7 protein-coding genes and 1 pseudogene are annotated in these 13,013 nt (G+C 74.6%); all 8 read left to right on the top strand.

The window, feature by feature from the left end; translation table 11 throughout:
* Window positions 1–192: 192 nt before the first annotated feature.
* Complete coding sequence (locus EV190_RS17140) at window positions 193–747, top strand: GNAT family N-acetyltransferase (protein ID WP_133742595.1); 555 nt, start codon at window positions 193–195, stop codon at window positions 745–747.
* Window positions 748–811: 64 nt separating this feature from the next.
* A complete protein-coding gene (locus EV190_RS17135) occupies window positions 812–1,273 on the top strand; it encodes a GNAT family N-acetyltransferase (protein WP_133742594.1) in 462 nt (153 codons plus the stop codon).
* Between the two features lie 156 nt (window positions 1,274–1,429).
* Window positions 1,430–2,461: pseudogene (gene cobC, locus EV190_RS17130) on the top strand (Rv2231c family pyridoxal phosphate-dependent protein CobC); the annotation flags it as partial.
* A 177-nt stretch (window positions 2,462–2,638) separates the two neighbouring features.
* Window positions 2,639–5,194: a nicotinate-nucleotide--dimethylbenzimidazole phosphoribosyltransferase gene (gene cobT, locus EV190_RS17125; RefSeq protein ID WP_133742592.1), complete on the top strand. Its 2,556-nt coding sequence runs from the start codon at window positions 2,639–2,641 to the stop codon at window positions 5,192–5,194.
* Between the two features lie 523 nt (window positions 5,195–5,717).
* Window positions 5,718–7,004, top strand: coding sequence for a uroporphyrinogen-III C-methyltransferase (gene cobA / locus EV190_RS17120; RefSeq protein WP_133742591.1), 1,287 nt, complete (start codon window positions 5,718–5,720; stop codon window positions 7,002–7,004).
* Window positions 7,005–7,067: 63 nt separating this feature from the next.
* Window positions 7,068–8,915, top strand: a complete 1,848-nt coding sequence (locus tag EV190_RS17115) for a GTPase (RefSeq protein ID WP_133742644.1) — start codon at window positions 7,068–7,070, stop codon at window positions 8,913–8,915.
* Entirely contained in the window at window positions 8,912–11,242 is a 2,331-nt protein-coding gene (locus EV190_RS17110) for a YfjP family GTPase (RefSeq protein WP_133742590.1), read from the top strand. The genes EV190_RS17115 and EV190_RS17110 overlap by 4 nt, the downstream gene beginning before the upstream one ends.
* A gap of 382 nt (window positions 11,243–11,624) precedes the next feature.
* A complete protein-coding gene (locus EV190_RS17105; RefSeq protein ID WP_133742589.1) occupies window positions 11,625–12,968 on the top strand; it encodes a GGDEF domain-containing protein in 1,344 nt (447 codons plus the stop codon).
* The last annotated feature ends 45 nt before the right edge of the window (window positions 12,969–13,013 follow it).

Raw genomic sequence — 13,013 nt, 5'->3', positions numbered from 1 at the left:
AGGGGGTGGAAGGGCGGGAAGTACCCGTCCGCGTCCCGGAAGGGGCTGGTCCCCTTCCGCGGGAGAGGCGGCCGGTCGAGGATACCGGCCCTCCCCGGAGGTGATGCGGGGGCCTCACCTGCTGGCACACTGTGGTCGCGGTCCACTCCGCACCCTGACCAGAGAGGGCTCCAGTTGTCCACCGATCCGATCATGCCCAGTGTCGTCCTGGAGACCGACAGGCTGCGGCTGCGGGCCTTCACCGAGGCCGACATCGACGACGTGTTCGAGTCCGTCACCGACCCGGTCACCCGGAAGTGGGTCCCGATCCCCGCACCGGGCCGGCCCTACACCCGCGCCGACGCCGTGACCTGGTGTGTCGACACCGCGCCGGCCATGCGGGCCACCGGGGACGGCCAGCAGTGGGCGGCCGTGCTCAAGGACACCGGGGCCTTCGCCGGATCGTTCGGCCTGGTGCGCACGGACTGGCGGGCGCGCACCACCGAGGTCGGCTACTGGGTGGCCCCGGCGGCGCGCGGCCGGGGCGTCGCCTCGGAGGCGGTCACCGCCATCACCCGCTGGGTGCTGCTGGAGCAGGGCTTCGAGCGGCTGCAACTCAAGGCGGCCACCGCCAACACGGCCTCACGCCGTGTCGCGGAGAGGACCGGATTCGTCTACGAGGGCACCGAACGCAACGCCGCGCCGCTGCACCACGGACGGACCGACCTGGCCGTCTACAGCGTCATCAGGTCGGATCTGCTCGGTTGAGGCGCGTCGGGACCGCGTCGACCCGCGCGCGGGCCGGAACCGGGTCTTTGGGAAAATAGGCGGTGTGAAGAACCTGACTATCCGCCGCGCCGCTCCCAGGGACCTGCCCGCCATCGTCGCGCTGCTGGCCGACGACGAACTCGGCGCGGCCCGGGAGACACCCGGGGACCTGACTCCGTACCGCGAGGCGTTCGCCGCGATCGACACCGACTCGCACCAGATCTACGCGGTCGCCGAGCACGAGGGGGAGATCCGGGGCACCCTGCAGCTGATCTTCCTCCCCGGGCTGTCCCACAGGGGAGCCACCCGCGCCCAGATCGAGGCCGTCCGGGTGTACAACGGCGAGCGCGGCAAGGGCCTGGGGTCCGAACTCGTCAAGTGGGCGGTGGAGGAGGCGCGCAAACGCGGCTGCCGAATGGTCCAGCTCACCTCCAACGCCTCACGCACCGACGCGCACCGCTTCTACCAGCGGCTCGGCTTCACGGACTCCCACGTCGGCTTCAAACTCGCACTCGACAGGGACTGATCCGGCGGCTCCGGAGAATCTCCGGTCCGCGGCGGCGCCGACCCCGCCGGCGCCGCTCGGAACGGCCAGGGAACGGCGCCGGTGCCGGGATCATCGAGAGAACCACCGCGGACCGGACCCGACCGGCACGGGCCGCGGGTCCACGACGCGCCGGCACACCGGGGGGAACGCGAACCGATGGTCGATCTGCGCCACCACGGCGACTCCGAGGTCGGTCACGGCCTCCTGGACTTCGCGGTCAACGTCCGCGCCGGAACCCCGCCGCGCTGGCTGGCCGAGCGCATCGCGGCCTCCGTCGCGGACCTGGCCGCCTATCCGGACCCCGGCCCGGCGCGCCGGGCGGTGGCCCGGCGGCACCGGCGGCACCCCGACGACGTGCTGCTCACCGCGGGCGCGGCCGAGGCGTTCGTGCTGCTGGCCCGCGCTCTCGCGCCGCGCCGCGCGGTCGTGGTGCACCCCCAGTTCACCGAACCCGAAGCGGCCCTGCGCGCCGCCGGGCACCGGGTCGACCGGGTCCTGCTCACCGGCGGCTTCACCCTGGACACGGCCGCCGTGCCCGAGGACGCCGATCTCGTCATGGTCGGCAACCCCACCAACCCCACGTCGGTGCTGCACCCGGCCGAGGCCCTGGCCGCGCTCGCCCGGCCCGGCCGGATCCTCGTCGTGGACGAGGCGTTCGCCGACTGCGTCCCCGGAGAGCCCGACTCCCTGTCCGCGCGCACCGACCTGCCCGGCCTCGTGGTCGTGCGCAGCCTCACCAAGACCTGGGGGCTGGCGGGCCTGCGTATCGGCTACCTGCTGGCCGAGCCCGCCCTGGTCCGCCGGCTCGCCGAGGCCCAGCCGTTGTGGTCGGTCTCCACCCCGGCCCTGGTGGCGGCGGGCGCGTGCAGTTCGCCGCGCGCGGTCGCGGAGGCCGAGACCTGGGCCGCCGACCTCACCGAGCGGCGTACGCGACTGGCCGACGACCTCACCGACCTCGGACTGGCCGTCACACCGGGTCACCGCGCGTCGTTCCTCCTCGTGCGCACCCCGGGAGCGGGCCGACTGCGTCGCGCGTTGCGCGAGCACGGGATCGCGGTGCGCAGGGGGGACACCTTCCCCGGGCTGGGCCCCGACCACGTGCGCGTCGCGGTCCGGGATGCGGGGACCAACGCCCAGATCCTGCGGGTTCTGGCAGAGTTGCTCTGAGCGCTGCGGGGCCGCCACGCGAACGAGGGGCGGAAGGCCGGACGCCTTCCGAGGCGCACCGGCCCCCACCAGCGCGTCTACGGGAGACCGGCGTGACGGCCGAGACGGGGCAGGGGACTGACGTGCCGATGACCGGAACCGGGTTCCGACCAGTATCCACGACTTCGGAGGACCTCCATGAGCGGTGACGACCAGGCCGGCGGGGCGGCCGGGGCCGAAGAGGACGACCACGGGAGCGCGCCCGGCCGCCCGGCCGCGCGGGACGCGGAGCCGGACCGGTACGGGACCGGGCGCTGGGCCGCGGTCCCCTTCCCCGGTGACGCGCAGTCACCGGGAGGGCTTCTGGACGGACTGCCCGAGCAGGGGCAGGGCGCGGGGCCGCTGCCGCCGCTCCCACTGGGCGGGAACCGGGACCAGGACCCCTTCCGCGCGGGGCCGCCCGAGCCGCCCCGACCGTCCGCCGCGCCGTGGCCGGACCCGCTCCCCGAGGAGGGGACCGATCGGCCGTCCGCGCGCACGCCGACCACCCGGCCGCAGCCCCCGGCGGCGGCACCGGCTCCGGAGGCCCCGCCCGAGCCCGGGACGCGGCACCCGGCGCCTCCCCCCGACACGGGCGGGGCCTCTCCCGTCCCGGACCGTCCCCAGACCCGCCGCAACGTGATCCCGTTCCGCGGCGCGGCCGCCTCCCGGCCCGCGAATCCGCGCGGGGGCGAGGCCCCCGAGGCCGCGCGTCCGCCCGAGGCGCCCGGCCCCGAGCACGCCTCCCCGCCCGCGACCCGACGACCGGCGGAACCCGAGGACCGGAGCGACCAGGTGAACGAGCCGGCCGCGCCTTCCGAACCCGTCGATGCGCCCCGTCCTCCGGAGGCCGGACCGGCCGAACCGGTCGAACCGGTCGAACCGGTCGAGGAGGCGCCGGAGGGCCCCGTCGACGGCGAGGTGATCGCCGAACCGGTCGGCTCGGTCCCCGACCCCGTCGAGCCGCAGCCGTCCGCACCCAGGCGCGCGCACGCGTACGGCGACGCCGAGCGCGAGGCCGTCTACCGGGCCATCCGCGAGCGCCGCGACGTCAGGGTGGGCTTCCGCCCCGACCCCGTGTCCGACGAGGTCCTGGTCCGGATCCTGGAGGCCGCCCACCAGGCCCCCTCGGTCGGCTTCTCCCAGCCCTGGGACTTCGTGGTGATCCGCGACCCGCGGACCCGGGCCCGGGTCCGCGACCTGGTGCGGCGCCAGCGCGAGGAGTACGCCCGGGCGCTGCCCGGAGCGCGGGCCCGCGCCTTCTCCGGCCTCAAGGTCGAGGCGGTCCTGGACACCCCGGTGAACATCGTGGTCACCGTGGACCCGACCCGGGGCGGGCGGCACACGCTGGGGCGGCGCGCCCAGCCGCAGACCGCGGGGTACTCCGCCGCGCTGGCCGTGGAGAACCTGTGGCTGGCCGCGCGCGCCGAGGGACTCGGCGTGGGCTGGGTGAGCTTCTTCGCCGAACGCGACCTGGCCCGGGAACTGGACCTGCCCCCGCACCTCGAGGTCGTCGCCTACCTGTGCGTCGGCCACGTGGACGACTTTCCCCCCGAGCCCGAGCTCTCCCTGGGCGGCTGGGCGCAGCGCCGGCCGCTGTCCTGGGCGGTGCACAGTGAACACTACGGGCAGCGCGGTCTGCCGGGCGAGGAGCCGACGAGCTTGCTGGAGGAGACGGTCGCCGGAATCAGCCCGCTCAACCGGCGCGCGGTCCAGGAGGCGAGGGAGCGCCAGGCGCGGATGACCAAGCCCGCCGGGTCCCTGGGGGTGCTGGAGGACGTCTCGGTGCAGCTCGCCGGGCTGGCGGGGGAGTGTCCCGCGCCGATCCCCGAGCCGGCCGCCGTCGCGGTGTTCGCGGGCGACCACGGCGTGCACGCCCAGGGGGTGACCCCCTGGCCCCAGGAGGTCACCGCGCAGATGGTGCGCAACTTCCTGGACGGCGGCGCGGTCGTGAACGCCTTCGCCGCGCAGGTCGGGGCCGAGGTCACGATCGTGGACGTGGGCGTGGTGTCGGACCTGCCCGCCGTGCCCGGCCTGCTGCCCCGCAAGATCGCGCGCGGCACCGCCGACATGACGAGGGGCCCGGCGATGAGCCGTCTCCAGGCCGGATACGCCATCGAGGCGGGGATCGAGGTGGCCCGGGACCTGGTGGCCGCGGGCAACCGCTGCCTGGTCACCGGTGACATGGGGATCGCCAACACCACCGCGTCGGCCGCGCTGATCGCCGTGTTCACCGGCCGGGACGCCGCCGAGGTCACCGGGCGGGGCACCGGTGTGGACGACGGCACGCACGCGCGCAAGATCGAGGTCGTGCGCGCGGCGCTGCGGGCCAACCCGGTCGACCCGGCGGACCCGGTGGGCGTGCTGGCCGCCGTCGGCGGACTGGAGCACGCGGCGCTGGCGGGCTTCGTCCTGGGCGCGGCCGCCATGCGGGTGCCGGTCCTGCTGGACGGCGTCATCGCCGGGGCCGCGGCCCTGGCCGCGGCCGCGCTGGCGCCCGAGGCGATGCGGGCCTGCGTCGCCGGGCACCGGTCCAGCGAGCCGGGTCACGCCGTGGTGCTGGAGCATCTCGGCCTGCGCCCACTGGTCGACCTGGAGCTGCGCCTGGGCGAGGGCTCCGGCGCGCTGCTGGCGCTTCCGCTCGTGCAGAGCGCCGCGCGGGCCCTGCGCGACGTGGCGACCTTCGACTCCGCCAGCGTGTCCGAACGGGAATGACGGGCACGGGGGGTCGTTGACGGGAAGGCGCCGCCCGGTCGGAGGCGAGGGGCCGGCCGGCGGTGCGCTCCCCCGCCGGGCGGCCCCCGGTCGGGGAGGGCCGTCCGGTCGCCCCGCCGGGCCCCCGCCGACGCGATACGCGAATGTGACCGCGCGCCGGGTATCCTCTCCGGGCCGCCGCGCGCCGGATGCCTCCGCGCCGCGTCCGGAACGTCACGGGAGGAGAAGGCCGCCGCCTTCCGGGGCGGCGCGCGGGAGCTTTCTCACCGGGGAACGGGTAGCCGCGGGCAGGGGGCGGCACGGTACTTTTGGAGCGTGTCTGGAATATGGGCTCCGCACCCCGGTCCGCGCGGCCGGACCCGAACACCGGAACGCTCCTAGGGGACACGGGAGGCACCAGCCCGGGCCGCCCCGCCGACCGGGAGCGGGCCGGCCGGGACAGGCGCCCAATCGGGCGCGGGTGCGCCAAGCACCGGACCCCTGGACGCACGGGGTCTGGAATCGGGATCTGGAGGCTGCCTCGGTGACGTATCTTCTCGGTTTGCGACTGCGGGAACGGGATGTGCTCGTGGTGGGCGGCGGACACGTCGCCCAGCGCAGGATTCCCGTGCTCCTGGAGGCGGGAGCCCGGGTCACGCTGGTCTCCCCCGAGGCCGCGGCCATGCTCGAGGACCTCGCCTCGGCCGGGCGGCTGCGATGGGAGCGGCGCGCCTACCGTCCCGGCGACGTCACCGACACCGAGCTCGGCGACTTCTGGCTGGTCCACGCGGCGACCGACGCGGCCGACGTCAACGAGGCGGTGACGGCCGAGGCCGAGGCCGCCCGGATCTGGTCCGTCCGGGCCGACGACCGGCACGCGTCCAGCGCCTGGACGCCCGCCAGCGGCAGCACCTCGGGCATCACCGTCGGGGTGATCGCGGGCGGCGACCCCCGCCGGGCGGCGGGCCTGCGCGACGCCGTCATCGACGGGCTGGCCGAAGGCACCCTGGACGCCCGCCGCAGCCGTGAGCCGCTGCGCGGCGTGGCCCTGGTCGGCGGAGGTCCCGGCGACCCCGGGCTGATCACCGTGCGCGGCCGCCAGCTGCTGTCGCAGGCCGACGTGGTCGTGGTGGACCGGCTCGCGCCGACCACCCTGCTCGACCAGCTGTCCGGCGAGGTGGAGGTCATCGACGCCTCCAAGATCCCCTACGGGCGCTCGATGGCCCAGGAGAGCATCAACGACGTGCTCGTGGACCGGGCCAGGCAGGGCAAGTTCGTGGTCCGGCTCAAGGGGGGCGACTCGTTCCTGTTCGGCCGCGGCGGCGAGGAGGCCGCGGCCTGCGCGGCCGCGGGCGTCCCCGTCACCGTTGTCCCCGGTGTGACCAGCGCGCTCGCCGCCCCCGCCAGCGCGGGCATCCCCGTCACCCATCGCGGTGTCTCCCAGGACGTGCACATCGTCTCGGCCCACGTCGCTCCCGGCGACGAGCGCTCCACCGTCGACTGGGCCGGAATCGCCGGGGCGGACGGCACAGTCGTCGCGCTGATGGGCGTCGAGCGCATCGGGCGGATCGCCGCCGCCCTCATCGAGCACGGCCGCGACCCCCGGACACCGGTCGCCGTCGTCCAGGACGCCACGCTACCGACGCAGAGCACGCTGCTGGCCACCCTGGAAACGGTCGAGAAGGCCGCCGACGAGGCAGGGGTGCGGCCTCCTGCGGTACTCGTCATCGGGGAAGTGGTGAACGCGGCCCGGGACCTTGACATACTGCACAGAGGCCAATACGCCGTGGAATCGCCTACGCCGACCGGCAGGTCGACCGGTCGGGAGTGACGAGGGCCTCGGGGGGAATCGGGTGTTGTGACCACGAATACCGACGAGAAGGGCGGAGCCGCCATGACCCGGCCGCCTGCTGTGCCGGAAGCGACAGGGCCAGGCGAATCGATACCGGACGCGTCCGAGGGAGCCGGGGGGCCCCGGGGCAGAGAGTCCCCGGAGAACCCGGCCGGCAGGGCGCGCTCCCGCCAGGGCGGCCGGTCGGTGGGGGCTCACCGCGGTTCGACAGCCAGTGACGCGCAGCTGGAGAAGAACCTCGAGGCGCTGCGCACGCGGATCCGTGCCATCGAGTTCACCGAGGGCCTGCCCGGGGCCGAGGAGGGGCGCACCGCTCGCAGCGACGTGCTCGACCAGCTCGACGACTACGTCCTGCCCCGCGTGCGCAAGGCGGACACCCCGTTGCTGATCGCCGTCGCGGGTTCCACCGGGGCGGGCAAGTCCACCCTGGTCAACAGCCTCGTGGGCGAGCAGGTGACCACCACCGGGGTCCGCCGCCCCACCACCAACAGCCCCGTGCTGGCGTGTAACCCGGCGGACGTGGACTGGTTCAGCGAGGCGTCGTTCCTGCCGTCGCTGCCGCGCGTGCGCCAGCAGGGCCTGGCCATGCCGGGCAAGGACGGCATGCTCGTGCTGGCCGCCACCGACTGCATGCCCCAGGGGGTGGCCCTGCTGGACACCCCCGACGTCGACTCCGCCGTCGCGGCCCACCACGAGTTCGCCGCCAAGTTCCTGGACGCCGCGGACCTGTGGGTGTTCGTCACCACCAGTCGCCGCTACGCCGACGCCCGGGTCTGGGAGTTCCTCCAGGTCGCCCGGGACCGCGACACCTCGCTGGCGGTCGTGCTCTCCCGGGTGCCCCGGCGCGGCCGCAAGCAGCTCGTCGACCACTTCGGCGCGATGCTCGAGGCCAACGGCCTCGGTTCGGCGACCCGCTTCACGATTCCGGAGACCGACCAGATCGCCGGGGGCCGCTTCACCGCCAACACCGCCGACCTGATCCGCGACTACCTGGCCGACATCGCCGTCGACCCCGTCAAACGGGACCGGGTCTCGCGCCGGACCTTCCTCGGCGTGCTGGAGAGCTTCCGCACCCGGATCCCCGAACTCGCCAGGCAGGTCGAGATCCAGGCCGAGGCGGGCACCACCCTGGCCTCCTCGGCGAGCACCTCCTTCGCCTCCGCCCTGGCCGAGATCGAACGCGGGGCCTCCGACGCCTCGCTGCTGCGCGGAAACGTGCTCGCCCGGTGGCAGGACATCGCCTCCAGCGGCGAGCTGGCGCGCTCGCTGCGGATGCGCAACAAGCGCAGGGCCAAGGACGACCCCGAGGGCCGGTCCCGCGTCTACGCGCTCGAGCAGGCGATCCGCGACTCCATCGAGGCGCTCGTGGTCTCCGCCGCCGAACGCGCGGTCGAGACGGCCATGGAGCGCTGGAAGGAGATCCCGGGGGCGACGGCCATCGCGGAGCGGCACAGGCTCGACGCGCTTCCCGAGGACTTCCCGCACCGGGCCAGGACCGCGGTCGCCGACTGGCAGCGCCACATCATCGGACTCATCTCCTCCGACGGGGTGGCCAAGCGCTCGGTCTCGCGCTTCTTCACCTACGACGTGGAGGCGTTCGGACTCGTCATGATCGTCGGCCTGCTCGGCTTCGGCATCTCCGACAACGACAGCGCCGCCACCGCGCCGCCCAACGCGTCGCCGAACCGGCTGCTCAAGGCGCTGTTCGGGGCGGAGCCGCTGCGCAACATCGGAGTCCAGGCGCGCGCCGACCTGCGCGCGCGCGTCAGTTCACTCTTCGAAGAGGAGAAGCACCGCTTCGCCGAGGCACTGGCCGCGGCGAACCTGCCGGACCAGTCCGACGCCGTCCGACTCCACCAGGCCACGCACAACCTTGAGATTGCACGATGACGACTCCCCGGAACTTCGCCCACGCCGAGCACGCGCCTGACACGGCCCGCCCCGAGGCCGTGCCCGCGGTCCCCCCGCCGGGCCAGGGCTGGCGGCAGGACCGGACGGCTCCCCCCGGCCAGCCGCCGCAGGACCCGACCGGCCAGGACACCGACTCCTACCCGGAACTGCGCAGGGCCGCCGACGCGCATTCGGGCCCCCAGCCCGCGCTTGACGACGCCCGCCCCCCGGCGGCCTTCAGCTACCGGATCCCCGGGGTCACCACGGCCGAGCCCGCCCCGGAGCGGCCGCGGGAGAACGGGTTCGTCCAGGAGCCGCAGACCGAGCCGGCCCGCCCCCCGTCCGGCGGAAGGCACGCGGCCCCGCGCGCCGCGCCCGCCGCGCCGACGGAGGGCGGCGAGGAGACCGCTTCCGACGACGGGCCCGACCCCGACGACCCGGACAACCTCGCGGGCTGGGTCGGCAGCCTCGCCGACGCGGTCGACGCGGTCGACGAGGACGACGCGGCCACCGGTCGGCGCGCGGACCCCGTCCCCGAACCGGCCGCCGACGTCCCCGAGGCGATGGAGCCCGCCGGGGCCGGGAAGGCCGGGGCCGAGGCGGCCGAGCCCGAGGCAGACGAGCCCGACTGGTCGCCCTCGTCGGGAACGGACGACGATGACGAGGAGGAGTACCAGCCCACCCGCCGCGAGATCTGGCAGCCGATGCCCGCCACCACGCGCGCGGAGCTGATCTCCCGGCTCGACGCCCTGGCGGTCCTCGTCGAACTCGGCCGCGACCACTTCGCCCCCGAACTCATCGCGCGTGCCCGGGGCCTGCTCACGCACGCGGGCGCCCGGCTGCGGCTGTCCGCCGACCACACCGTGATCGCGCTGGCCGGCGGCACCGGCAGCGGGAAGTCCTCGCTGTTCAACGCGTTGAGCGGGCTCGAGCTGTCCCGGGTCGGCATCACCCGGCCCACCACCTCCTCCGCGCACGCCTGCGTGTGGGGTCTCGAAGGGGCCGACGGCCTGCTCGACTGGCTCGGGGTGCCGCCGCGCCACCGGCACTCGCGCGCCAGCGAGCTCGACAAGGGCGACTCCGACCTCACCGGCCTCATCCTGCTGGACCTGCCCGACCACGACTCCGTGCGCGCCGTGCACACCGCCGAGTCCGACCACCTCATCGGAACCGCGGACCTGCTGGTCTGGGTCCTGGACCCGCAGAAGTACGCCGACGCCGCGGTTCACCACCGCTACCTCGCCGAGATGGCCGGGCACGGAGCGGTGACGGTGGCCGTGCTCAACCAGGTCGACCGGGTCGGCCCCGAGGAGGTCGAGGAGCTCCTGACCGACCTGCGCAGGCTCCTGGAGACCGAGTCCGGGGCGCAGCCGCGCGTACTCACCTCCTCGGCGGTCACCGGCCACGGCCTGCGCGACCTGAGGGAGCTGCTCGTGGAGACGGTCGCCGAGCGCCGCGCCTCGATCGACCGCCTCGTCGCGGACCTGGAGCAGGTCGTGGCGGACTTCGAGGAGTACGGGGCCCCGGACGCGGCCGCCGAACTTCCCCCGTCCGCCAGGAAGAGGCTCGTGGAGCGGCTGGCCGAGGCCAGCGGCGTCGAGGCGATCGCGGACGCCACCGAGACCGCGCACGAGCGCCACGGCGCGCGGGTGGTGGACTGGCCCGTCACCCGGTGGCTCAGACGGCTGCGGCGCGACCCGCTGAGGGCGGTCCAGCTGGACTTCCTGCACGAGGGCCTCCCGCAGGGGGGAGGCGGACCGATCGGCGCGCAGCGCGCCGAGATCGACACCGCCGTCATCGAAGCGGCCGACTCCGCGGCCGGCTCCCTGCCGGACCCGTGGCCCAAGCGGGTGCGCGCGGCGGGGCGGTCGAACCTGGAGACGCTGTCCGACGAGCTGGGCGCGGCCATCGCGGACACGATCCCGGACGAGAAGGTCGCGCCCTCCTGGTGGCGGGCCGCGCGGGCGGCGCAATACCTGCTGGTGGCGGCGGCCGGGATCGGACTGGCCTGGCTGGCGGTGCTGCTGGTCAGCTGGATCGGCGGCGGGATCACCGGAGTCCCCGCGCTGGACACCCCGCTGTTCATGGCGTTCGCGGCCGCACTGGCGGCCTCGTCGCTGCTCCTGGGCTGGCTGACCGGGGTCGGCTGCCGGAACCTCGTCTCGGTGGAGGCGGCCCGCCGCCGTGAGCAGGTCGACGGGCAGGGGACCGGGCGCGTCGAGCGGATCGCGGTCGAGCGCGTCGTCGCACCCCTGGAGGACGAACTCCAGAAGTACGGCCGCTACTGCCAGGCGCTGGCCCGGACGCGGCGGTCCGAGCAGGGCTGACGGGCCGGACCGGATCACACGGCGGCGCCGGACGGGGAATCCTCCGTCCGGCGCCGCCGTGCTGTCTTTCCGCAGTCCCTCACTTCGGGGACCGCGGTGGGGTCCGCCCGCCTCCCAGCGGAGGGGACGGCCGCGCCGGGCTCCACGTGGCCGGTTCCGGTAATTCCGGCGAACGGCGGCCGGGAGCGGAACCAAACGCTGTGATTAAGCATCACTCAATGTATCCGTTTCTACACGGTGTACACAATTAGCGATTAGGATATTACCTAAAGTAATAACTAGTCAGTGCTCCGTTTCCGTCCCGCGGACGTCGAACACCGCTGGGCGGCGCCGGAGCCGGTGAACCCGCCGTATCGGGTGGACCGGCAGCGAGGAGGCCAAAATGACGGTCACGCGGCGCCCAATCACCGGCCGCGACCGGGGAGCGCTCTTCCGTCCCGCGGACTGGACACTCTTCGCGCAGCCGCGTGCCGTGGTGGGGCTCGTCACGGTCCTGGTCGCGGTCGACGTGCTGCTGGCCGTGGCCGGGGCGCTCACCACCGTCCCGAGGGCGGAGGAGGTGCTCACCGCCGCTGCGCTGGTCGGCGGGGGAGCGGTCTGCGTGGAGGCCATGCGCCGCCTGGGGATGCCCCAGGGCCTGGTCCGGGACCTGCTGGGCGCCTGGTGGATCCCCACCCTGATCCTGCTGCCGCCCCTGTACTCCCTGTTCGTGCCGATCCCGCTCTACCTGCTGATGCAGTACCGGGTCCAGCAGGCCGTCGTGTTCCGCCGGGTGTTCAGCGCGGCGGCGGTCGCGCTCTCCGGCTTCGTGGCCTCCTCCGTGTTCCACGCCCTCGTCACCGGCCGGGTCGTCCTGATCGACGGCATCGCGGGCTCGGCCGAGAGCAGCGCCCTGATCAGCGGGCGGGCCGTCGGCGCGGCCGTGCTGTGCGCCGCGCTGTTCACCGTTCTCAACACCTTTCTCGTCGCCGGCACGATCCGGCTCAGCGACCACGACGAACCGCGCCGCACGACGGTGTGGAACTCCGAGCCGCTGATGCTGGACGCGGTCGAGGTGTGCGTGGGCCTGGTGGTGGCGGTCCTGAGCGCGCTGTCGCTGTTCCTGCTGCTGATCGCGCTTCCCCCGGTGCTGCTGCTCCAGCGCAGCCTGCTCTTCCAGCAGCTCCAGACCGCGGCGCGCACCGACCCCAAGACCGGTCTGCTCAACGCCGCGGCCTGGGAGCGCGAGGCCGAGATCCAACTGGCGCGGGCGAACCAGTCGGGACGCCCCATGGCGGTCCTGATCGTGGACATCGACCACTTCAAACGGGTCAACGACACCTACGGGCACCTGTGCGGCGACCAGGTGCTGCTCGGCGTCGCCAACACCCTCAAACACCAGCTCCGCCAGTACGACGAGGTCGGCCGCTTCGGCGGGGAGGAGTTCGTCGTGGTCCTGCCCGGCGCGGACATGGCCGAGGCGTGCCGGGTCGCCGAGCGGCTGCGCGCGCGGGTGGGCCGCATGGCGCTGCCGGTCAACGACACCACGGTGACGGTCACCATCTCCATCGGGGTGGCGCTGCTCCGGGTGCACGGCGGGGACCTGCTGGAACTCATGACGGCCGCGGACCTCGCGCTCTACCGGGCGAAGGACTCGGGACGCAACCGCGTCTGCCTGCCGGTGACCAAGTCGCTGGGCGTCCCCGCCCAGTCCCGCGGCACGCCCCGGGACGACCCGGAGGACTAGGGAGCCTCCGCCGGGGGCGGGGCGTCGTCCACAGGACGGGAGGCC

Origin of the sequence: Actinorugispora endophytica (genome assembly GCF_004363075.1) — a bacterium.
Classification (GTDB): domain Bacteria; phylum Actinomycetota; class Actinomycetes; order Streptosporangiales; family Streptosporangiaceae; genus Actinorugispora; species Actinorugispora endophytica.
This window is presented reverse-complemented; position numbering and strand designations above follow the sequence as displayed.